The sequence below is a fragment of the Novosphingobium sp. JCM 18896 genome (assembly GCF_025938095.1).
Lineage (GTDB): Bacteria > Pseudomonadota > Alphaproteobacteria > Sphingomonadales > Sphingomonadaceae > Novosphingobium.
Genome location: NZ_JAPCZF010000001.1, coordinates 563,226 through 585,341, shown reverse-complemented (window position 1 = coordinate 585,341; position 22,116 = coordinate 563,226). Strand labels below are relative to the sequence as shown.

Genomic DNA, 22,116 nt, shown 5'->3' with positions numbered 1-22,116 from the left:
ATCGCCGCGGTCAAGCGGTCATGAGCCCGGCATCGGCGCGCGCGAGCAGCACCATGAAGCGCCGTTCGCTATCCTGAAAATGCGCGAAGGGCGTCCAGTGCCCCGCCAGCAGGAGCTGGGTCGCGCTGGCCAGGTCGTACTTGTGGCTGTTTTCGGTGTGGATCGTCTCACCCGCGCGCATCGCAAAATGCTGCGCACAAATTTCGAACGCGATGTCGCGCACGGCCTCGAGATGCATCTCGATCCGGGCACGCTCGACGTTCCACACGATATTGTGGCGCAGCGCGTCGATCGGGATATCGCCATCGAGCTCGCGGTTGATCCGCGCGGCCAGGTTCAAGTTGAACGCGGCGGTGACGCCAGCGCCGTCGTCGTAGGCATCGAGCAGGATCTGCCGGTCCTTGATCATGTCCATGCCGATCAGCAGCACGCTGCCGTCGCCCAAGGTCGCGCGCATCGCCCGCAGCAGATCGACGGCTTCGGCCGGTGCGAGATTGCCGATCGTCGAGCCCGGGAAGAAGCCAAGCACGGGGCTACCCCCGACTTCGCCAGGCAAGGTCAGCGGATGGGTGAAATCGCCCTCGACCGGCACGATCGGCAGATCGGGATAGCGCCGCGCCAACGGCTTGCAGGCCTCGCGCAGGAATTCGCCCGAAATGTCGATCGGCACATAGGCCGCCGGCGCGATGCAATCGAGCAGCAGCGGGGTCTTTGTGGCGCTACCCGCGCCGAATTCGACCACGGCACGCCCCTCGCCCACCGCCGCGCCGATCTCGCTGCACTGGTTGGCCAGGATCTCGATCTCGGCACGCGTCGGATAGTATTCGGGCAGCCGGGTGATCTCTTCGAACAGCTCGCTGCCGCGCAGGTCGTAGAACCAGCGCGCGGGCACCACCTTCTGGCGCTGCCGCAGGCCGGTCAGCACGTCGGCTCGGAACTGGTCGCGCAGGCGGTCGGACGGACGGTCTTCGATCAGATCCTGCTCGAATTGCGTCGCCATGCGTCAAAGATCCTTGGCCAGGCGCAGGCCGGTGAACTGCCAACGCTGATGGGGGTAGAAGAAATTGCGGTAGCTCGCGCGCGAGTGGCCGCGCGGCGTCGCACAGCTCGCGCCCTTGAGCACGAACTGGCCGCTCATGAACTTGCCGTTGTACTCGCCGACCGCGCCCTCGGCCGGGCGGAAGCGCGGGAACGGCAGATAGGCCGAGCGGGTCCACTGCCAGCAGTCGCCGAACAGGCCGAGCGAACCCGCGGGCATGATCGCGCCGGCATGGTCGAGCTGGTTGCCGGCGGCGGGATCATGCGTCTGGCCGATCGCTTCCCACTCGAACTCGGTCGGCAGCCGCGCGCCGGCCCAGGTGGCGAAGGCATCGGCCTCGTAGTAGGAGATATGCGTGACCGGCGCCGCGGGATCGCGCTTCTGCCAGCCTGCGTGGCCGAAGGCCTCGTCCTCGTGCCAGTAGAGCGGTGCCGCGACCTTGTCGTGCTGCACCCAGGCCCAGCCATCGGACAACCAAAGCGCCGGCGTACGATAGCCGCCCTCGACGATGAAGGCCTGCCACTCGGCATTGGTGACGAGACCGTCAGCCAGCGCGAAGGGTTCGAGCAGGACGCGGTGCGAAGGTCCTTCGTTGTCGAAGGCGAAGGTCTCACCGCCGTGGCCGATGCGGGCGATGCCGCCGGGATGTTCGGTCCATCCTGGCACTCCGCCTTCTGCACCGTTGACCTTCGAGGCGGCATAGGCCGGCCCCAGCGGGTTGCACCAGAGCGCGTGCTTGATGTCGGTCAGCAGCAGTTCCTGATGCTGCTGCTCGTGCGCGAGGCCGAGCTCGATCAGGTCGGCCAGGTCCGGCCGGATAAGCAGACCCTGCATCGCATCGTCGACATGCGAGCGATAGGCCAGCACCTCACCCAGCGCCGGCCGCGCCAGCATGCCGCGCGCCGCGCGCGGGTGTCGCGGGCCTTCGGCCTCGTAGTAGGAATTGAACAGGAACGGCCAGCGCGCATCGAACAGCCGATAGCCGGGCAGGTTGTCGCGCAGCAGGAAAGTCTCGAAGAACCAGGTCGTATGCGCCAGGTGCCACTTCGCCGGCGAGGCATCGGGCATCGACTGGAGCGTGGCGTCGGCGTCGGACAAAGGAGCGACCAGCGCTTCGCTGAGCGCGCGCACGGCACGATAGCGCTCGGCCAGCCGTGCCCCCACCCCCATGTCCTCCTGGATCGCGCCTCCGTACATGGGGTACCTAACACGCCACCGCGTGTCAGGCTCCCAATTTATTGTCGGAATTGCGGTTTTACGCCGCCTGCTTGGTGCGTTCGCCGGCTTCGAGATTGAGCATGTCGGCGATCAGGAAGGCCAGCTCGATCGACTGCGCGGCATTGAGACGCGGGTCGCAATGCGTGTGATAGCGATCGGCCAGCGCCGCGTCGGTGATGGCGACGGCGCCGCCCGTGCACTCGGTCACGTCCTGTCCGGTCATCTCGATGTGGATGCCGCCCGCGTGAGTCCCCTCGGCGCGGTGCACGGCGAAGAAGCCCTTCACCTCGGTCAGGATGCGCTCGAACGGACGCGTCTTGTAGCCCGAGTCCGACTTGATGACGTTGCCGTGCATCGGATCGCACGACCAGACCACCGGATGCCCCTCGCGCTTCACAGCACGCACCAGCTTGGGCAGGCCTTCCTCGACCTTGTCGTGGCCGAAGCGGCTGATCAAGGTCATGCGACCGGCTTCGCGGCCGGGGTTGAGCGTGTCGAGCAGCTTGAGCAGCGCGTCGGGCTCGAGGCTCGGGCCGCACTTCATGCCGATCGGATTGCCGACGCCGCGCAGGAATTCGACGTGGGCCGAACCCTCGAAACGCGTGCGATCGCCGATCCACAGCATGTGGCCCGAGCAATCGTACCAGTCGCCGGTCAGCGAATCGCGGCGGGTCAGCGCCTGCTCATACGGGAGCAGCAGCGCCTCGTGGCTGGTGTAGAACTCGGTGCCCTTGAGCTGCGGCACGGTCTCGGGATCGATCCCGCAGGCCTGCATGAAGTCCAGCGCCTCGCCGATGCGATCGGCCATTTCGCTGAACCGGGTCGCCCAGGGGCTGCGACCGATGTGGTCGAGCGTCCAGCGGTGGACCTGGCGCAGGTTGGCATAGCCGCCGTGCGCGAAGGCGCGGATCAGGTTCAGGGTCGCAGCCGACTGGCTGTAGGCCTGCAGCATGCGCTGCGGATCGTTGCGGCGCGATTCCGCATTGCCCTCGATGCCGTTGATGATGTCGCCGAAGTAGCTGGGCATCTCGACGCCGCCGACGGTTTCGGTCGGCGCCGAACGCGGCTTGGCGAACTGGCCGGCCATGCGGCCGACCTTAACCACCGGCTGCTTCGAGGCGAAGGTCATGACCACCGCCATCTGCAGCAGCACGCGGAAGGTGTCGCGGATGTTGTCGGGGTGGAACTCGGCGAAGCTCTCGGCGCAGTCTCCGCCCTGGAGCAGGAAGCCCTTGCCGGCGGCAACCTCCGCGAGCTCGGCCTTGAGCGCGCGCGCCTCGCCGGCGAACACGAGCGGCGGAAACTTCGCCAAGGTCGCCTCGACCTCGGTCAGTTTCGCGGAATCGCCATAGACCGGCAGATGCCGTGCCTCTTGCGCCTTCCAGCCGTCGGGGGTCCAGTTACTCGCCACGTCGCGCTCCCATCCAATGCAAGGCGCGCGCATACAGCCGGTGCGGCCCAATTGCAAAAGCTGGATTCCTGCGGACTGTGATCGGAGTCATGCGCCGACCTGACGGTTGGAAGCGGTGCCGCCACGGTAGGGCGGATGCCCCTGCCGCACCACATCAACGCGCGGCCGGCGTCGGCGCCTGGCCCGTGGCCTCCTGCGGCAGGACCGAGAGCTTCCACGACTTGTCGGGATGCAGGTACTTGGCCGCGAGCGCCTGCATCGCCTCGGGCGTGGTCACCGTATAGTCGCGCAGGATCGTGCGGATCGCCCCGATCCGGCTCGGATCGGCGGTCGCACCTTCTAGCTGGTACATGAAGAAGGCGGCGCTGGTCGAAGCGCGCGTCACGCGCTGGCGCATCGGCTCGATCACGCGGCCGAGTTCGTCAGCCGTAACCGGCCGCGCGATGAGATCGGCGGCGATTTCCTGCGCGGTGGTAAAGAAGGCCGGAACATCCTTGGGCTGCAACTGTGCGAGCGCGGTGATCGTACCGCCGCTGTCGAGATCGAGCGGCCACGACGAGTAGACCTGCGGCGCATAACTCGCCCCCAGCTTCTCGCGCATCGCGTCGAGCAGGCGGATGGTGAAGAGCTGTGTCAGGACTTCGATCTGGCGCGATTCGGTGATGCCCATGGAGCCACCGCCGGTCGGCCAGGAAATCACCGCCGCGGCCTGGTTGTCGTCGCCGCGGTGCGTCAGGACCACCGGCTGCGCGGTCGGCGCAGGCTGACGCGCCGAAGCGGGGGCGGTATCCTTGGGCAGCGGTGGCCGCGTCTTGAGCGCCCCGAATGTCCGCTGCAGCGCGGCCAGGGTCGCGACGCGATCGAAATCGCCGTAGATCTGCACTTCGATCGGCCCGTTCGCGAGGACGCGCGACCAGACGTCCTTGAAGCCCTCGGGCGTGGTCTTCTCGATCTCGGCCGGCGACGGCGTGTGGAAACGCGGATCGCGATCGCGCTGGAGATACTTGAGATCGCGCTCGAGCACGCCTTGCGGCGAAGTCGCATAGGTTTCGTACTGGAGCTGCGCCGCGGCCTTGGCGCGGCGCACCGGATTCACGTCCCACCGCGGCATCGCGAACTTGGCGGCGAACAGGTAGAGCTGGTCGGCCAGGTCCTGCTGGCGGGTATCGGCCGAGAATTCGAAGACGGCATCCTCGATGTTGAAGTCGAAGCCCATCTTGCGGCCGGTCGAGATGCGATCGAGCTCTTCCTGGCCGAGCGTGCCCTCGCCCGACCCGACGAGCGCCATCTGGCCGAGCGTGACGTAGGGCGCATCGTTCGCACCGAAGGCACGATAGCCGCCGCCGAAGCGCACTTTGACCGCGACGCGGCCGGGCTCGTCCTGGGTCGGCCAGATCATCGCCTTGATGCCGTTGGCGAATTCCACCTGCTCGATGTTCAGGAGCCCCGTCGGCGCGAGCGCGGTGATACGGCCGGGCTCTCCGATCGCGGGCATTTCGTCGAACTTGATCGGCTTGTTGTTGGCCAGGCGCACGCTCGGATCACCGGCGACCGGCGCCGCCAGAGCCTGACGCAGCGAGGCCGCGTCGCCCTCGCCCGACTTGGGCGTGACGAGCACCGCGCGGGTGACGGTACCCTTGAACAGCGACCGCGTATGATCGAGAACCGCCTGCGGCGTGAACAGCGGCTTGGATTTCTGGAAGATCTCGAGCACGGCCTCGGGCGCGGCGACAGTCTCGCGGATGTCGAGCGCGGTCACGAGGTCGTCGGCCACCTTGGAGCCGGGCAGCAGGCGGCGCTGCTCGACCGGGCTGGTGAAGGCGACCTCGACCTCGGCCACTTCGCGATCGATCTCTTCCTGCGTCGGCGGGGTCGCAAGCGCGTCGGCGATCACCGAACGCACTTCCTTGAGCGCGGCCTGCCAGTCGGCACCCAGCGGCGTCACCGCCACGAAGGTGCCGTCGACCGAGCGGCTGATGTCGCTCTGGCTGACCTGGGCGACCAGATAGGAGCCGCCGGCACGCGCCTTGGCCTCGAGCCGGCGATTGATCACCGCCTGGGCCAGACTGTCGATCATCAAGCCCTGGTTGTAGACGATCGTATCGTTGACCGGGCGCCAGGGGCGCAGGATCGCGTAGGAGATGCCGCGCGGCAAGTCGGGCTCGACCAGCACCTGCGTCTCGCCGACCGGATTGGCGGGATCGCCGTCCTTGGGCGCGATGGGATCGCCGAAGCTCGGCGCCGGGGTCGGCTTGCCGACACCCTTCCAGCTCGAGAACCACTTCTTGACCAGCGCCGCGCTCTCGGCGGGTTCGATGTCACCGGCGACGATGACGACCACGTTCTCGGGCCGGTACCAGCGCGAATGGAAGGCGCGGACCGCGTCCTGATGCGCGCCGTTGAGCGTCGCGACGGTACCGATCGGCGCGCGCGTGGCCAGGGGCTGGCCGGCGTAGAAGGTGCGCCGCGTCGCCTCCTGCACGCGCTGTCCGGCACCGCCGCGCTCGCGCATTTCGGCGAGGACGATCGGCACCTCGGTGCGAATGTTCGCCTCGCTCAGGGTCGGCGCGGTGACCATGCCCGAAAGCAGCTTGAAGCTTTCCTCGAGCGAAGCCGGCGTCGCATTGGGCAGGTCGAGCTTGTAGACCGTCTGCGTCGGCGTGGTCTCGGCATTGGTATCGTTGCCGAAGCTCGCGCCGAGGCGCTGCCAGGTAGGAATCGCCTCGCCATTGCCGAGGTACTTCGACTGGCGGAACAGCAGGTGCTCGAGCAAGTGGGCGAAACCCTGTTCGCTCTCCTGCTCGTTGAGCGAGCCGGCATCGACGCGGATGCGGATCGACACCTGCCCCGGCGGCACGCCGTTCTTGCGCGTGGCATAGCGCAGCCCGTTGGCCAGTTCGCCGAAGTTCCATTCGGTATCGGGCGGAACGTCGCTGTTCTTGTAAAGCCAGCCGGCCGAGGCCTGCTGTGCGGGCTTCCGCGGCGTCTGGGCCGGCGCGGGTATCGCGGCCGGCAGCACCAGGAGCGGGATCAGACAGGAAGCGAGCGAGCGGGAGAAGCGCTGAGAAAAGGTCATCGGGCTCCGGTATAGAGTCGCTGGGGATGAAGGGCCAGTGAATAGGCAGCGGCGATGAAAATCCCGATGCCGGAGAATGTTGCGAAATATTGCGGACAATCCCGCAACACGGCAAACAGCGAATTAACCTTGTTCGGCGATAGCGCGTCTGTCGGCTCCCACACGACGAACCAGCGAGGACTGCCCGATCCGCTATGCGATCGAGCGGGACGCTTTCGTCGTGCGGACAAGACGGATCACGACCGAATACGAACCACGGAGTGAATGAATGCCTCGCAATGCCGCAACCTGGCTTTCTGCCGCAGGGCTCGCCCTGGCAGTCTGCGCGAATTCCGGCATGGCCGCGGCGAAGGAAGCCGATCCTGTGACGCTGCAGGCGCTCATCGGCAATCCCGACGATTTCACCCTGACCGCCAACAGCCGCGTGCGTTACGAGACGCTCGATGGCCAGGCGCGTGCGGGCTTCCGCTCGGCCGAGGACCTGGTCAGCCTGCGCACGATCGTTTCGGCCGAATATCACAGCGGCAATCTGCGCCTCGGCGCCGAACTCTGGGACAGCCGCGCCTTCGGCATCGACACGGGCGGCATCGTCGGTCCCAACGAAATCAACACGGTCGAAATGGTCCAGGCCTATGCCACGCTCGCCCTGCCCGGCGCACTCGGCAAGGGCAGCACGGCTTCGCTGCAGGCCGGCCGCATGATGCTCAACATCGGCTCGCGCCGCCTGATCGCGGCCGACGACTATCGCAACACGACCAACGGCTACACCGGCCTGCGCGCCGACGCGAAGCTCAAGGACGGCACGACCGCGACCGCGCTCTATGTGCTGCCGCAGATCCGCCTGCCCGAAGACATCGCCTCGCTGCGCAGCGGCAAGATCCAGATGGATCGCGAGAATTTCGATACGCAGCTCTGGGGCCTGTTCGTCGCCCGCCCCAACGTGATCGGCCGAACCATGGCCGAGCTCGCCTATGTCGGCCTCGCCGAGCGCGACGCGCCCGGCCGCCTGACCCGCGACCGCAATCTCGATACTTTCAGCGCGCGCCTGATGGCCGATCCGAAACCGCGGCGCTTCGACTTCGAGGTCGAAGCGATGTATCAGACCGGAACGACCAGCAACGGCACAGCGGCGACCGCAAGCAAGCTCGATGTCTCGGCCTGGTTCGCCCACGCCGATGTCGGCTACAGCTTCCCCGGCAAGCTCAAGGCGCGCCTCTCGGTCGAATACGACTATGCCAGCGGCGACGGCCCCGGCGGCAAGTACGGCCGCTTCGACACGCTCTATGGCATGCGCCGTGCAGACTTCGTGCCCTCGGGCATCTATGCCGCGGTCGGCCGCGCCAACATCAGCACGCCCGGCGTGCGGTTCGAGTTCGCCCCGGGCAAGCGCATCGAAGGCTTCGTCGCCTGGCATCCGATGTGGCTGGCCAATAGCCGCGACGCCTTCTCGACCTCGGGCGTGCGCGACGCCACCGGCGCCTCGGGCTCCTTCGCCGGGCACAGCATCGACAGCCGCTTCCGCTGGTGGGCGATCCCCAAGCGGCTGCGCGCCGACATCAACGCCAGCCTGCTGCTCAAGGGCCGCTTCCTCGAGAACGCGCCGAACGCGCCGCGCACCGGCAACACCCGCTATCTTTCGACCGCGCTGACCGCCTTCTTCTGAGGCGGTTCACCGCAGCCCACGACGGCTTAGCCGTTGCGGGTAACGGGGATCAGCGCGCCGGTCACGCCGCGCGCGGCCGGCGAGGCGAGGAACAGGATCACATCGGCGATCGCCTCGGCCGTCACCCACTGGGTGAAGTCGGCATCGGGCATGTCCTTGCGGTTGGTCGGCGTGTCGATGATGCTCGGCAGGATCGCGTTGACGGTGACGCCGCTGCCGCCGAGTTCCTCGGCCAGGGCTTCGGTCAGGCGGTGCACGCCGGCCTTCGAGGCGGTGTAGGCGCCCATGCCCATGCCCGCCTTGATCGCCGCACCCGCGCCGATGTTGACGATGCGGCCGTGCTCGCCGGCCTTGAGCGCGGGCAGCGCCAGCTTGGTGATCGTCGCGTTGGTCATCAGGTTCATCGCCTGCATCTTCGCCCAGGAATCGAGGCTACCGCCCTCGAGCGTCTCCCAGGTGAAACCGCCGGCGACATTGACCAGCACGTCGATCCCGCCATGCGCCGCAGCGACCTGGTCGAGCGCGGCCTGGGTGGCGTCGGCATCGGTCAGGTTGACCCCGCCGATGTCGAGCGTGCCGGCGACCGCTTCGGCCGCGGAAGGCGCGAAGTCGACGCGCGCCACCTTGTCACCCTGCGCAGCGAACGCCGCCGCGACGGCCTGCCCCAGAACTCCGAATCCGCCGGTAACGATGATCGAACGCGCCATGTCGTGAATCTCCTTCGGCGCGCAGCCTTATCGCGGGTTAGCACGCTTGGGAATTCGCCGCGCTCGTCCGCGCCGTTGCCTGTGTCGTTGATCGCCCAGGCGTGGCCCCGAGTTCAGCTCTGGATGACCTGGACAAATTCGCAAGGTGATCGTCGTCGAACTCTTGGGATACCCAAACCCTCATCGTCACCCCGGACTTGATCCGGGGTCCCGCTGTTAGTTCCAGCGCATCCTTTGCCGCAAAAGCGGGCCCCCGGATCAAGTCCGGGGTGACGGTAAGGAATAGGGTTCGACTACATGGCGGGCGAAATGACGGCCAGACCCGCTGGACCGCCGACGCCGCCTAATGCGCGCGCGTCAGCATCGCGCGGAGGTCGGACGCCAGCTTGAGCGGATGGAACGGCTTCTGGATCACGCCGAGCACTTCGCCGCGCGGATCGGTCAGGCCTTTGGGCATCTGCCGCGGCAGCAACGAAGCCGTCATCAGCACGGTCTTGATCCGCTCGAGCCCCGGAATGCCGCGCAGACGGTGATGCAGGTCGATTCCCGACATCGCCGGCAAGCGGATATCGAGCAGCGCGAGATCGAAAGGCTCCTTGTTGTCGTGGAGTCCCTCGAGCGCGTCCTCGGCGGATGGGAATGTTGAGACGACGAATCCGGGGTCCAGCCCCAGCGCTGCCTTCACGATTTCGCGAAGATCGGGTTCGTCCTCTACGAACAGGGTGCGTACCGTGCCTTGCGTCATGCCGTTGTTCCGACCGCCTCAATCGAGCTGGGCATGGATGTGAGCATGACGTGGTTTCTGTTAGGCTAACATAAGACTCGGTTCGTCTCCGTAATACGCCATACTGCCGCTCGTTCCCACAGCAACGCGCCAACAATAGCATCCGCATTGGTGGCAATCCGACCACCGATGGCCTTGGCCAATCTCGGAGAAGACCTCCGCATCGTATTTTCATCGAGGTTTCAACGCGATCCAATCGCGCGTTGCTCAAATGATGCTTTTGGCGAAACGCGACACGAGCTCGGCACCGTGCGAAAGCGGACCGTCCGCACGCGCTTGACCCGCCCGGCATGTTGCCTACATGCACGGAACCATGTTCATCGAGACCGAAACCACGCCCAATCCGGCGACGCTCAAGTTCCTGCCCGGCGAGCCGGTCATGACCGCGGGCACGCGCGAGTTCACCAACGAGGACGATGCGGAAGCCTCGCCGCTGGCCGCAGCCCTGTTCTCGCTCGGCGACGTTGCCGGCGTGTTCTTCGGACGCGACTTCGTTTCGGTCACCGCCGGCGAGGGCGTCGACTGGTCGGCACTCAAGCCGCAGGTGGTCTCGGCGCTGCTCGACCACTTCGTCTCGGGCGCACCGCTGTTCGCCGGCGGCACCGCTGGCGGCATCAGCGTTCCGGCCGAGGACGACGACATCGGCAGCGATCCGGCCGACGCCGACATCGTCGACCAGATCAAGGACCTGATCGAGACGCGCGTCCGCCCCGCGGTCGCCAACGACGGCGGCGACATCATCTATCGCGGCTTCCGCGAGGGCGTGGTCTATCTGACGATGCAGGGCGCCTGTTCGGGCTGCCCTTCGTCCTCCGCGACGCTGAAGCAGGGCATCGAGGGGCTGCTCAAGCACTACGTTCCCGAAGTCACCGAAGTCCGCGCCGCCTAGCCGCATGCGCATACTCGCGATCGACAGCGCGACCGAGGCCTGCTCCGTCGCCCTGTTCGATGACGACAATCTGATAGCGGGCGAATTCCGCATGCTCGGACGCGGGCATGCCGAGCAGCTCGTTCCGATGATCGCCGCTCTCCCGGAAAAGGGTCGCGCGACGCGGATCGCCGTCGCGCTCGGCCCCGGCAGCTTCACCGGCGTGCGCGTCGGGCTGGCCGCGGCGCGCGCGCTGGCTTTCGCCTGGGGCGCCGAACTCGTCGGCTATCCGACGCTCGATCTCGTCGCGGCGATCGCCCGCAGCGATCGTCCCGGCCCGGTCAGTGTCGCCATGACCGGCGGCCACGGCGAATGGTTCGTGCAGAACTTCGACGAAGGCGGAGCCCCCCTCGCCGCGCTAGCTTCGCTCGCGCCGCCTGCGGCGACCACGGCCGTCACCGCAGACACCGTCGCCGGCAGCCAGGCCGAGGCCCTGATCGTGAGCCGCGGCAGCGGCGAAGCGCTCGCGCTATGGCCCGATGCCCGCGCGCTGACGCTGCTTCCGGCCGCCACCTTCACCGCCGAGGTCCACCCGCTCTACGGCCGCGCGCCCGATGCCAAGCTGCCGCAGGTGCGCGCATGATGCCGCCGATCGACGACCTCGACCGCCTGATGGCGGTGATGGGTGAGGCCTTCGACCCCGCCTATGGCGAGGCCTGGACCCGCCGGCAGGTCGAAGACGCACTGGTCATCGGCAATTGCCACTACGAACTGATCGCCGGCGACGGCTGCCTGCCGCAAGATGGCATGCCGGCCGCCGGTTTCTTCCTGTCGCGCTACGGCTTCGAGGAAGAGGAACTGCTGCTTTTCGCGATCGCACCGACCTGGCGTCGCCGCGGCCTCGGCCTCGCCCTGCTCGACCGCTTCGCACGCGCGGCGCAGGCCCGTGGCGCTCAGCGCCTGCTGCTCGAGATGCGGCGCGGTAATCCCGCCGAATTCCTCTATCGCCGCTTCGGCTTTCTGCCGATCGGTGAAAGACCCAATTATTATCGCGGACCCGACGGTCAGATGCTCGACGCAATCACGTTCGCCTACAGCGCGTGATTAACGCCAGATGAATTGTTCGGCATGACCGATGTTTATCCGGGTTACTTCATCGGCAAAAACATCGAATAGGCATGTAATTGGGCTTGAGTCCGCTGATCGCTTGGTTCAAGGCGGCAATAGTGCAAGCAAACGCCATTGTGTCCACTGGAACACAATAGCCACCAAGTATAAATCCGAGGATCGCATGGAAACTCCCCAGAACGACATGAACGAAACGCTGATCACGCTGACGTCGGACATCGTCGCAGCCCATGTCAGCAACAACAGCGTCTCGGTCGACGACCTGCCCTCGCTGATCACCAACGTCTACGGCGCGCTTTCGGGCCTCGGCCAGAGCGCACCGGTGGTCGAGAAGGCGCCCGAGCCGGCCGTGTCGATCCGCGCCTCGGTCAAGCCCGATCACATCGTCTGCCTCGAGGACGGCAAGAAGCTGAAGATGCTCAAGCGCCACCTCATGACGCACTACAATCTGACGCCCGATCAGTATCGCCAGCGCTGGAATCTGCCGGCCGACTACCCGATGGTCGCGCCCAACTACGCCGCCAAGCGCCGCGATCTCGCCAAGAAGATCGGCCTCGGCCGCAAGCCCGGCCCGCGCCGTGGCCGCAAGGCAGCAGCGAAAGCCTGAAATCTCTCCCCCGCGGCCTCTCCCCCGCGGGTTGTAGATCGCGCTTCACCCGCCTAGAATGGTGAGTGAAGCTTTTCTACCAGCGGAGTTCCTGTGCAGCAGCCGATCGACATCGAAGCCCTTTGCGCCGAGCGTGGCCTGCGTATTACCGAGCAGCGCCGCGTGATCGCCCGGGTGCTGTCGGAAAGCGACGACCACCCGGACGTCGAGAAGCTGCATGAGCGTGCAGCCGCGATCGATCCCGGCATCTCGATCGCCACGGTCTATCGCACCGTACGCCTGTTCGAAGAGGCCGGCATTCTCGACCGTCACGATTTCGGCGACGGCCGCGCGCGCTACGAAGCCGCGCCCGAGGCGCATCACGATCACATGATCGACGTCGAGAGCGGCAAGGTCATCGAATTCGTCGATCCCGAGCTCGAAGCTCTGCAGAAGCAGATCGCCGATCGCCTGGGCTTCCGCCTCGTCGATCACCGCATGGAGCTCTACGGCGTCAAGCTCGAGCGCGAAGGCTGACGGCGGGAGCGATCCCGCCGCTGGGCTGGCTGCTCGTCGCGATCAGGCTCGGCCTGATGCTGGCCTGGCTCGGGCTGTGCATCGTCCTCTACTATCTCTGGCGCGCGCTGCGGCTGGCCAATCCCTGGCCGCGCGTGTTCCTGGGCGGCATCGCCTGGATCGCCGGCGTCGAGGTGACGCTCTCCGGAGCGCAGTCGCAAGGGCGCGGCGGCCTGCGCGGCGTCTTCCTGCTCGCCAACCACGTCAGCTGGATCGACATCCCGGCGATCGCCGGCGCGACCGGCTCGGCCTTCGTCGCGCACGATGGCCTCGCGGCGATCGGCCCGCTGCGTTGGCTCTGCGACATGAACGACACGGTCTTCGTCGCCAGGCATGACCGCGCGAGCGTCGGCCGCCAGGTCGAACAGGTGCGCGAAGCCATCCGCGATACCGGCGCGCTGACGATCTTCCCCGAAGGCACGACCAGCGACGGGACCGATCTGCTACCGTTCAAGAGCTCGCTGCTCTCGGCGCTCGACCCGATTCCCGTGGGGATCGCGGTCCAGCCGATCTGGCTCGACTACGGCAAGGAAACGGCAGACATCGCCTGGATCGGCGAGGAGCCCGGGCTCGACAATTTCCTGCGCATCCTCGCGCGCGCAAGACCTGTCATGCTGACCTTGCACTTCCTGCCGCCGCTGACGGGCGAAGCGCTGACCAACCGCAAGACGCTCGCCGCCGCCGCGCGCGACGCGATCGTTCAGGCCATGGGCCGCTAGAGAGGCGTGCCGGAAACTCGGGCAAAAAACCCGACCCGCTCGTGCTGAGCTTGTCGAAGCACCAAACACCACGGCCGCGCCAGCACCCTTCGACAAGCTCAGGGTGAGCGGGGTTTCGGTTAGCTTTCTTGCAAGCTGCTCTCAGCTCAACGCGTGGCGTTGTAGGCGAGCTGTGCCTGATCGAGCTGGAAGCCGAGCAGGACTTCGAAGCTCGCGCGCTGGACCGCCGCCTTGACGTCGGGCTCGGTCAGCGGGTCGACCGCGGCGTCGGCCTCACCGGCCTTGCGCTTGCGCGTGATGCGCTCGCGGATCTCGGGAGACAGCGTCGCTTCGGCGCGATCGATATAGGCGGTGCCCTGGGCCGTCGCCTGGGCGCGCTCCTGCCCGTCGGCGAAGGTCAGAGTCACGGTGCCGACGCGCTTCGAAACGACGGCGCTACCGCCGCGCAGCACGGACACGAAATAGGGGATCTGGACCTGGCGCGCGCCAGCCGTATCGGTGCGGCGCGCGAGCACGTCGAAGCTGCTCGACACGAACACCTTGGCGCCGCCCTCGCCGCCGTCGTTGCACTGCGACTTGACGTTGGTCATCGTCGCCACGAGGTCGATGTTGGCGGCGGTCTTCTCGCCCGTGCCGCGGAACAGCGTGATGTCGCCGGTGTAGTCGGGGATGCCGATCGCCGGGCAGGCACCGCGCACGGCGGTGACGCCGACGCTCTCGTCGACGACCAGTTCGCCCTTGGTTTTGCAGCCGGCCAGCGCGACGGCGCCGACGATCGCGATCGTTGCGGCAGGCAAGAGACGGAAGCGAGGGCTCATCGGGGCATCCTTGTTTGACGGCTCATGCCCTAGCCGGGCGCGCGGCAAAGCGCTAGAGGGCCGAATATGAACGCCCCCTTTCCACATGGAAAACCGCCGCTGCGCCTGCTGATCGCGGCTCCGCGCGGCTTCTGCGCGGGAGTCGACCGCGCGATCGAGATCGTCGAGCGCGCGATCGATCGCTACGGCGCGCCGGTCTACGTGCGGCACGAGATCGTCCACAACCGCTTCGTCGTCGATGGATTGAAGGCGAAGGGCGCGGTCTTCGTCGAGGAACTCGACGAAGTGCCCGACGGCGTTCCCGTGATCTTCAGCGCCCACGGCGTGCCCAAGGCGGTTCCGGCCGCCGCGACCGAGCGTGGGCTCGAATGGCTCGACGCGACCTGCCCGCTGGTCAGCAAGGTCCATCGCCAGGCCGAACGCCAGATCGAAGCCGGCCGGCACATCTTGTTCATCGGCCACAAGGGCCACCCCGAGGTCATCGGCACCTTCGGCCAAGTGCAAGAGGGCGAGATGACCCTGATCGAGACGATCGAGGACGTCGCCGCGCTCGACCTGCCCGAGGGCACACCACTCGCCTATCTGAGCCAGACCACGCTTTCGGTCGACGACACGGCCGCGATCATCGCCGCGATCCAGGCGAAGTTCCCGCAGGTCACCGCGCCCAAGGCCGAGGACATCTGCTACGCCACATCGAACCGCCAGGCCGCGGTCAAGGCGATCGCCCCGCAGTGCCAGCTGATGCTGGTGATCGGCGCGCCCAACAGCTCGAACTCGCTGCGCCTCGCCGAAGTGGCCGAGCGGCTGGGTACGCGCTCGTACCTGATCCAGCGCGCGAGCGAGATCGAACCGGGCTGGCTCGACGGAGTCGACACGCTGGGCCTCACTGCGGGCGCTTCGGCCCCCGAAACGCTGGTCCGCGAAGTCGTCGCGCGCCTCGGCGAATGGCGCGAACTGTCCGAAGAGCAGGTCGTCACCGCCGAAGAGCGCATGGTCTTCAAGCTGCCCCGGCAGCTGACTTAGTCAACGCGCACAGACGGACATCATGGCGGTCTACACCCAGCTCGGCGCCGAGGCTCTCGCCGCCATCATCTCCGAATTCGACGTCGGCGCCCTGGTCTCGGCCAAGGGCATCGCCGAGGGCGTGTCGAACTCCAACTGGCTGATCGACACGGAGGGCAAGGACGGAAGCGGCGCGCGCTTCATCCTGACCATGTACGAGGCGCGCACCGAAGTCAGCGAGCTGCCGTTCTTCCTCGGCCTGCTCGATCACCTGGCCGCGCGCGACTGCCCGGTTCCGCGGACGATCCACGACCGCGAAGGCCAGGCCTATCGCCTGCACGAGGGCAAGGCGCTGGCGCTGATCGAATTCCTGCCCGGCGTCTCGGTCAGCGATCCCACGCCCGAGCAGGCGCGCGCGGTCGGCGCCGCGCTGGCCCAGGTCCACCTCGCCGCCGCGGACTTCCCCAGCCGGCGCACGAACAGCCTGGGCCTTCCGGGCTGGCAGGATCTCGCCAAGGCCTGTGGCGGCGAAGGGCTCGCCTCGATCCATCCCGAGCTCGCGCAGATCGTCGAGCGCGAGATGGCCCGCCTCGATCGGCAGTGGCCGCGCGACCTGCCGCATTCGGTGATCCACGCCGACCTGTTCCCCGACAACGTGCTGATGCTCGGCGATAGGGTTACAGGGCTCATCGATTTCTACTTCGCCTGCTACGACATCACCGCCTACGACCTCGCCGTGACACATGCAGCCTGGTGCTTCAGCAACGACGGCAAGCGCTTCGACGCGGCGCTGTCGGATGCCCTGCTCGCCGGCTACGAGAGCGTGCGCCCGCTATTGGCAGAGGAGCGCGCCGCGCTTCCCGTTCTGGCCCGCGGCGCCGCCATGCGCTTCCTGATGACGCGCGCCTATGATTGGATGAACACGCCGGCCGACGCCATGGTCACCCGCAAGGACCCGCTGGCCTTCGCGCGGCGACTGGAATTCTACGCCGATCCCGCCAATGCGGGTCTGTTCGGCCAGGCCTGAACGGCCGAAAAGCAAGATGAGGGTACGGTTCTGAAAAAGGTCGAAGTCTTCACCGATGGCGCCTGCAAGGGCAATCCCGGCCCCGGCGGCTGGGGTGCGCTGCTGCGCATGGGTCAGCACGAGAAGGAAATGTCGGGCTCCGACCCGCAGACCACCAACAACCGCATGGAGATGACTGCGGTCATCAAGGGCCTGAGCGCCCTGATCGAGCCTTGCGACGTGACGGTCTATACCGACAGCAAGTACGTGATCGACGGCATCACCAAGTGGGTCAACGGCTGGAAGCGCAACGGCTGGGTCAATGCCAGCAAGCAGCCCGTGCGCAACGCGGACCTCTGGCACGAACTGATCGATGCCGCCAAGCGCCACCAGGTAAAATGGCAGTGGGTCCGCGGCCACGCCGGCCACGTCGAGAACGAGAGAGTCGACAAGCTGGCCAGCGACGCCGCGCTCGCGGCGCGTTGATCCTGGCCCATTGATTCTGGCCCGTTGATCCCGGCAGACTGAGCGCTAAGCTCCCCGCCAAGCTGCATCAGGCGGCGGGGAGACGGACATGAGCCACAGGCGTATCGAGCTGCGCGTCGAAACCGGCGCGCTGGAGGACGGTCGGTCCTGGACGCTCGCCGCGACCGTGCACTTGCCCGACCGGCCCGGCCCAAGCGCACCCGTCGTGTTCGCCATGCCCGGCGGTGGCTACACCCGACATTACTTCGACCTGCGCGAAGACGGCTACAGCGAGGCCGTACATCACATCGCGCGCGGCGCCGTCGTCGTGGCGATCGACCATCTGCGCGTCGGCGACAGCGACGTTCCCGAACTCGAGGCCGCGAGCCTCGCCGCGTGCGCCGCAGCCAACCATGCCGCTCTGCAGGCGATCCTGAAGGACTTGCACGAGGGCACCCTGGCCGACGGCATCGCTCCGATCGAACCCGCGGCGGTGGTCGGCGTCGGCCAGTCGATGGGCGGTCACATCGGCCTGCTGATGCAGGCCGGGCACAAGAGCTTCGATGGCCTGGCGATGCTCGGCAGCAGCGTGGTTTCGACCCGCCTGCCCGCGCGCGACGAGGCCGACGCGGTATGCCTGCGCGGCCATGCCGATCCGATGGCGGGCCTGTCCGCGCTGGTCGGCTTCGATTTCCAATATGCCTTCCACTGGGAGGACGTGCCCGCACGCTTCGTCGACGCCGACATGGCCGGCCAGCGCGGCTCGGGCCCACTGCCCTACTGGCGCTCGGCGACCACGCCGAACGCCGGCGGCGGCCTGCTGCCCGGCCATCTCGCCGGCGCCGCCGCGACGGTGACCGTGCCCGTGCTGCTCGGCATGGGCGAGCGCGACGTCTGCCAGGATCCGCTGCGCGAACTCGCCGCCTTCATGAGCACGTCGGACCTGGCGCTGTTCGTCGGTCCGAAGATGGCGCACATGCACAATTTCGCGGGAACCCGCGAAGCGCTGTGGCGGCGGCTCGATGCCTTCGTCGCGCAGGTTGCGGATCGGGCCTAGACCGGCCAGCACCACAGGATCAGCGGCGTCCCCAGCAGCACGACGAGCACCGACAAGGGCGCGCCGAGCCGCGCATAGTCCGAGAAGCGATAGCCGCCCGGCCCGAACACCAGCGTGTTGCACTGGTGCCCGATCGGCGTGAGGAAATCGCAGCCCGCGCCCACGGCCGTGGCGATCAGGAAAGCCTCGGGCCGATAGCCGAGATCGTGCGCGAAGACCGCGGCGATCGGCGCCATGACCAGCACGGTAGCGGCGTTGTTGAGAAACGGCGTGACCGCCATCGCCGAAACCAGGATCAACGCCACCGCGCCCCAGGGCGGCAGCGAGGTCGCAAGTTGCGCGAGGTTCGTGGCGATCACGTCCGACGCGCCGGTCGTGCGCAGCGAGTCGCTGACCGGGATCAGCGCGCCGAGCATGATCAGGATCGGCCATTCGATCGCGTCGTAGGCCTCGCGCACGGGCAGGGCCCCGGTGACGATCATCAATGCCGCCGCGGAGAAAAAGGCCAGAGTGACGGGAAGATGGCCCGTGGCCGTGGCCACCATCGCCACAGCCAGGATCAGCATCGGCAGCCAGCCCGGCCGCGCGCTGCCGAGCCGCAGCGCCCGTTCGGCCAAGGGCAGCGCACCGAGATCGCGGACGCGCTCGGCCATCGGCGCCAAGGGCCCCTGCAGCACGACGACGTCGCCCGCATGCAGCGGGATCGCGCCGAGTTGGCGCGTCAGGTGCTCGCCCGCGCGCGAGATCGCGATCAGGTTCACGCCGTAGTTCTGCTGCAGGAGCAGGCCCTCGGCGGTCCGCCCGACCAGCGGCGATTCGACCGTGACCACGGCCTCGACCACACCGACCTCGTCGTCCTCGCTGCCTTCGGGCAGGTGGCGATGCGCGCCGGCCAGTTCGAGACCGTCCTTGGCGATCACGCGTTCGAGCGCATCGGGCTCGCCCGCGAGGATCAGCGTGTCGTCCTCGTGCAGTTCGGTGTGACGCAGCGCCGGGCTGCGCATGCCTGCGCGCAGGACGCTGGTGACCGTGACCTCGCCCTCGTGCCGATCGATGAAATCGCCGACGCTCTCGCCGATCGCCTGCGATCCTTCGGCGACGACGACCTCCGTCACATAGCCCTTGATGTCGAGCGCATCGCCGATCGTCGGCGCCGCCCGGCGATCGCGCGGCAGCAGGCGATAGCCGAAGCGGAGGAAGATCAGGCCGATCACCAGCAGGCCGAAGCCCGTGGGGAAATAGTCGAACATGGCGAAGGGCTTGCCGGTCATCTCCTCGCGCACGCGGCTGACGATGATGTTCGGTGAAGTGCCGACCAGGGTCATCAGCCCGCCGAGCAGCGAGGCGAAGGACATCGGCATCAGGAAGGTCGACGGATTGGCCTTGCTGCGCTTGGCCAGCTGGAACGCCATCGGCATCAGCATCGCCAGCGCGCCGACGTTCTTGACCAAGGCCGAGGCGAAACCGACCGAAGCGGTCAGCACGACCAGTTCCGACCGGACGCTGTGCAGCCTTCTCGTGATGAAACCCAGCGCGGTCTCGACCATGCCCGAGCGTTGGACCGCGGCCGAGATGACCAGCGCCGAAGCGACGATGATGACGATATCGTCGGAAAAGCCGGTGAAAGCGTTCTTGGGCTCGACGACGCCCAGCGCCAGGCCGGCGAGAAGCGCGATCAACGCGGTCACGTCGAAGCGGAACCGCCCCCAGACGAACAACACCATCGTCCCCGCCAAAGTCAGCAGAGACAGGATTTGCGGCAGTGTCACATGGTCCCCCGTACCCGTACCGCCGGCGCCTGCCTCACGAGGCAGCGCCGGCCAAATCTATGCGCGCCGCCCACCCCGCGGGCGGTCGCGGTCAGATGAACGGATAGGGATAGGCCATGCCGTAATAGTCGAAGACCGTACGGCCGTAGTTGTGATCGTATTCGGGGAAGGCCGAGCTGTGGCGCGGTGCCTTTTCGAGCTGGTCCTTGGTCAGGTCGACCAGATAGCCGCCCTTGTCCTCGTCGTAGGTCAGCATGTCCCAGGGGATCGGGTAGTAGTCGTTGCCGATGCCGAGAATGCCGCCGAATTCGATCACGGCATATTCGGCCTGGCCGCTGACCTTACCGACCATGAAATTCTTGATCGAACCGAGCTTGTCGCCCTGGCGGTTGTAGACCTTGGTGCCTTCGACGCGATCCGATGCGATCAGGCGATGCTTCTCCTGCGAAGCAATGAGCGTGTCGACCATGGGGCGTTCCTCTCGTGATGGATCGTTGCCCTGGTGAAACGGTGCGCGGAGGCGCCGGTTCCATCCGAACACGATCGTTCACGCGGGTCTACGCGTGTGATTGAGGTGCTTGGCACTTGCCCCTATCAGCGAAAGACCGCGTCGAAGGGTTCCCCGCAGGCCGGATTTGCGAACGAGGAAACATGCCAGGGCCCGCCGTACTATTCGTCTGCCTCGGCAACATCTGCCGCTCGCCCCTCGCCGAGGCCGCCTTCCGCGAGGCGGCGAAAAAGGCCGGTCTCGACGTGACCGCGGACTCGGCCGGAACCGGCGACTGGCACGTCGGCACGCCGCCCGATCGCCGTGCCCAGGCCGAGGCGCTGCGTCACGGCATCGACATCTCGTCCTATCGCGCGCGTCAGGTCACGCCCGAGGACTTCCGCCGCTTCACCCACGTACTCGCGCTCGATGCGAAGAACCTCGCCGATCTGCGCCGCGTCGCGCCCGCCGATGCCAGCGCGGAGGTCTCGCTGCTGCTCGACCTCGTGCCCGGCATGGCCGGCCAGTCGGTCGCCGATCCCTATTTCGGCGACGAGGCCGGTTTCGCCGAGACCTGGCGCGAGGTCAGCCTTGGTGCCGAGGCGCTGGTCCGCAAGCTCGGCTGATCGGTCAGAGGGTTCGCAGCCAGACCTGCAGCGGCTTGGCGCTCTCGTCGGGCTCGTCGTGGTCCTTCCACGCGATGTGCGTGACCAGTTTCTCGACCGGCGCATAGCCACGCCTGCCCCAGAAGCCGTCGAGCGGAACGTAACCTTCCGGCCGCGCCGGATGATCGGGTGCGCGGATCACCGCGGCGAAGCAGGCCGCTTCGGCACCGCAGTCCCGCGCCTGTGCCTCGCGGTGATCGAAGAAGGCATGACCGATCCCCCGCCCGCGGTATTCGGCCAGAAGCACGCTCTCCCCGAAGTAGAACAGCCGCGAAGGGTCGAGGCCATGCGCCGCGAAAGGCGCGCGAAAATCGGCATCCTGCGCGGCCAGCGGCCAGGCCGTCGCCGCGCCGACGATCCGCGGTCCGTCGCAGGCCGCGACGAGCACGGCATGATCGGCTTTCACGAATTCCCGCAGATAGTCCGCCTCGTAGGCGGGATCGCCATCGTAGAGATAGGGCCACTCGGCGAAGACGGTCATTCGCAGCCGCGCCAGATCGTCGATCGCAGCGAGGATCTCGGGACCGGTAAAAAGCCGGACCTCAAGGCTCACAACAGGTACATCGTCAGCCAGCGCGCGACGACCGCAGGCCGCTCCGATCCCTCGGCCTCCAGAACCACTTCCATCGTCTCGCGCAGCTTGCCCGGCTCTTCGAGCCGCAGTTCGCTGATCGTGAAGCGCGCGCGCACCCGGCTGCCCGAGCGCACCGGCGAGACGAAGCGCACGCGATCGAGACCGTAGTTCAGCCCTGTGCGCATCCCCGGCGGGCTATCGCGCACGATCTCCCCGCGCAGCGGCGCGAACAGCGAGAGCAGCAGGAAGCCGTGCGCGATGGTGCCGCCGAATTCGGTCTGAGCCGCCTTCTCGGCATCGACATGCATGAACATCCAGTCTCGCGTAGTGTCGGCGAAACGGTCGATCAGATCCTGATCGACCAGCATCCAGTCCGACAGCTGGCTCACTCCCTCGTTCGCGCGAATGTAGGCCTCGATCTCGCTGCTCACGCCCTTCTCCTCTTTTGCGTGGTTGTGCACGCTTCGCCGGTCGGGCTCCAGTTTGCTTTTGACCTCC

General features: G+C 67.1%; 23 protein-coding genes. 12 read left to right on the top strand and 11 right to left on the bottom strand.

Features of this window, described 5'->3' with window-relative positions; all coding sequences use genetic code 11:
- Positions 1-10: 10 nt before the first annotated feature.
- The 4 genes from egtD to OLX23_RS02830 all read right to left on the bottom strand — a co-directional run bounded on the left by egtD (position 11) and on the right by OLX23_RS02830 (position 6,744).
- Complete coding sequence (egtD, locus tag OLX23_RS02845) at positions 11-1,000, bottom strand: L-histidine N(alpha)-methyltransferase (protein WP_264442887.1); 990 nt, start codon at positions 998-1,000, stop codon at positions 11-13.
- Between the two features lie 3 nt (positions 1,001-1,003).
- Positions 1,004-2,236 (bottom strand): ergothioneine biosynthesis protein EgtB, encoded by a 1,233-nt coding sequence (gene egtB, locus OLX23_RS02840; RefSeq protein ID WP_264442886.1) that lies wholly within the window; start codon positions 2,234-2,236, stop codon positions 1,004-1,006.
- A gap of 58 nt (positions 2,237-2,294) precedes the next feature.
- Positions 2,295-3,668, bottom strand: coding sequence for a class II 3-deoxy-7-phosphoheptulonate synthase (locus OLX23_RS02835; protein ID WP_264442884.1), 1,374 nt, complete (start codon positions 3,666-3,668; stop codon positions 2,295-2,297).
- A gap of 154 nt (positions 3,669-3,822) precedes the next feature.
- Positions 3,823-6,744 carry a M16 family metallopeptidase gene (locus OLX23_RS02830; protein ID WP_264442883.1) on the bottom strand — a complete coding sequence of 974 codons (2,922 nt, stop codon included), beginning with the start codon at positions 6,742-6,744 and terminating at the stop codon, positions 3,823-3,825.
- Between the two features lie 268 nt (positions 6,745-7,012).
- On the opposite strand from OLX23_RS02830, the gene OLX23_RS02825 reads away from it, so the two are divergent.
- A complete protein-coding gene (locus OLX23_RS02825) occupies positions 7,013-8,407 on the top strand; it encodes an alginate export family protein (protein ID WP_264442881.1) in 1,395 nt (464 codons plus the stop codon).
- Between the two features lie 26 nt (positions 8,408-8,433).
- On the opposite strand, the gene OLX23_RS02820 is transcribed toward OLX23_RS02825, so the two are convergent.
- Positions 8,434-9,114: an SDR family NAD(P)-dependent oxidoreductase gene (locus tag OLX23_RS02820; protein WP_264442880.1), complete on the bottom strand. Its 681-nt coding sequence runs from the start codon at positions 9,112-9,114 to the stop codon at positions 8,434-8,436.
- A 343-nt stretch (positions 9,115-9,457) separates the two neighbouring features.
- On the bottom strand, positions 9,458-9,859 hold the full coding sequence (locus OLX23_RS02815) for a response regulator (RefSeq protein WP_264442878.1): 402 nt from the start codon (positions 9,857-9,859) through the stop codon (positions 9,458-9,460).
- Positions 9,860-10,211: 352 nt separating this feature from the next.
- On the opposite strand from OLX23_RS02815, the gene OLX23_RS02810 reads away from it, so the two are divergent.
- The 6 genes from OLX23_RS02810 (at position 10,212) to OLX23_RS02785 (ending at position 13,775) form a co-directional block, all read left to right on the top strand.
- Positions 10,212-10,787, top strand: a complete 576-nt coding sequence (locus OLX23_RS02810) for a NifU family protein (RefSeq protein WP_264443720.1) — start codon at positions 10,212-10,214, stop codon at positions 10,785-10,787.
- Positions 10,788-10,791: 4 nt separating this feature from the next.
- Entirely contained in the window at positions 10,792-11,409 is a 618-nt protein-coding gene (tsaB, locus tag OLX23_RS02805) for a tRNA (adenosine(37)-N6)-threonylcarbamoyltransferase complex dimerization subunit type 1 TsaB (protein WP_264442877.1), read from the top strand.
- Positions 11,406-11,870, top strand: a complete 465-nt coding sequence (locus OLX23_RS02800; RefSeq protein ID WP_264442874.1) for a GNAT family N-acetyltransferase — start codon at positions 11,406-11,408, stop codon at positions 11,868-11,870. Before tsaB ends, OLX23_RS02800 begins: the two co-directional genes overlap by 4 nt.
- 187 nt (positions 11,871-12,057) lie before the next feature.
- A complete protein-coding gene (locus OLX23_RS02795; RefSeq protein ID WP_264442872.1) occupies positions 12,058-12,501 on the top strand; it encodes a MucR family transcriptional regulator in 444 nt (147 codons plus the stop codon).
- Positions 12,502-12,594: 93 nt separating this feature from the next.
- Positions 12,595-13,017: a Fur family transcriptional regulator gene (locus OLX23_RS02790; RefSeq protein ID WP_264442871.1), complete on the top strand. Its 423-nt coding sequence runs from the start codon at positions 12,595-12,597 to the stop codon at positions 13,015-13,017.
- A 56-nt stretch (positions 13,018-13,073) separates the two neighbouring features.
- A complete protein-coding gene (locus OLX23_RS02785; protein WP_264442869.1) occupies positions 13,074-13,775 on the top strand; it encodes a lysophospholipid acyltransferase family protein in 702 nt (233 codons plus the stop codon).
- Between the two features lie 146 nt (positions 13,776-13,921).
- On the opposite strand, the gene OLX23_RS02780 is transcribed toward OLX23_RS02785, so the two are convergent.
- Positions 13,922-14,593, bottom strand: a complete 672-nt coding sequence (locus OLX23_RS02780; protein ID WP_264442868.1) for a hypothetical protein — start codon at positions 14,591-14,593, stop codon at positions 13,922-13,924.
- 66 nt (positions 14,594-14,659) lie between these two features.
- On the opposite strand from OLX23_RS02780, the gene ispH reads away from it, so the two are divergent.
- The 4 genes from ispH (at position 14,660) to OLX23_RS02760 (ending at position 18,123) form a co-directional block, all read left to right on the top strand.
- Entirely contained in the window at positions 14,660-15,616 is a 957-nt protein-coding gene (gene ispH, locus OLX23_RS02775; RefSeq protein WP_264442866.1) for a 4-hydroxy-3-methylbut-2-enyl diphosphate reductase, read from the top strand.
- A gap of 22 nt (positions 15,617-15,638) precedes the next feature.
- Positions 15,639-16,622, top strand: a complete 984-nt coding sequence (gene thrB, locus OLX23_RS02770; protein ID WP_264442864.1) for a homoserine kinase — start codon at positions 15,639-15,641, stop codon at positions 16,620-16,622.
- Between the two features lie 30 nt (positions 16,623-16,652).
- Positions 16,653-17,087: a ribonuclease HI gene (gene rnhA / locus OLX23_RS02765; RefSeq protein ID WP_264443719.1), complete on the top strand. Its 435-nt coding sequence runs from the start codon at positions 16,653-16,655 to the stop codon at positions 17,085-17,087.
- Between the two features lie 88 nt (positions 17,088-17,175).
- Positions 17,176-18,123 carry a hypothetical protein gene (locus OLX23_RS02760; protein ID WP_264442863.1) on the top strand — a complete coding sequence of 316 codons (948 nt, stop codon included), beginning with the start codon at positions 17,176-17,178 and terminating at the stop codon, positions 18,121-18,123.
- Here OLX23_RS02760 and OLX23_RS02755 read toward each other — a convergent pair.
- Both OLX23_RS02755 and OLX23_RS02750 read right to left on the bottom strand, forming a co-directional pair.
- A complete protein-coding gene (locus OLX23_RS02755) occupies positions 18,120-19,892 on the bottom strand; it encodes an SLC13 family permease (RefSeq protein WP_264442861.1) in 1,773 nt (590 codons plus the stop codon). The two genes, OLX23_RS02760 and OLX23_RS02755, sit on opposite strands and share 4 nt — an antisense overlap.
- 91 nt (positions 19,893-19,983) lie before the next feature.
- Positions 19,984-20,361, bottom strand: a complete 378-nt coding sequence (locus OLX23_RS02750; RefSeq protein WP_264442858.1) for a PRC-barrel domain-containing protein — start codon at positions 20,359-20,361, stop codon at positions 19,984-19,986.
- A gap of 182 nt (positions 20,362-20,543) precedes the next feature.
- On the opposite strand from OLX23_RS02750, the gene OLX23_RS02745 reads away from it, so the two are divergent.
- Positions 20,544-21,005 carry a low molecular weight protein-tyrosine-phosphatase gene (locus tag OLX23_RS02745; RefSeq protein ID WP_264442855.1) on the top strand — a complete coding sequence of 154 codons (462 nt, stop codon included), beginning with the start codon at positions 20,544-20,546 and terminating at the stop codon, positions 21,003-21,005.
- Positions 21,006-21,009: 4 nt separating this feature from the next.
- Here OLX23_RS02745 and OLX23_RS02740 read toward each other — a convergent pair whose 3' ends face one another.
- A complete protein-coding gene (locus tag OLX23_RS02740; protein WP_264442853.1) occupies positions 21,010-21,597 on the bottom strand; it encodes a GNAT family N-acetyltransferase in 588 nt (195 codons plus the stop codon).
- On the bottom strand, positions 21,594-22,049 hold the full coding sequence (locus OLX23_RS02735) for a MaoC family dehydratase (protein ID WP_264442852.1): 456 nt from the start codon (positions 22,047-22,049) through the stop codon (positions 21,594-21,596). The genes OLX23_RS02740 and OLX23_RS02735 overlap by 4 nt, the downstream gene beginning before the upstream one ends.
- Positions 22,050-22,116 lie beyond the last annotated feature (67 nt).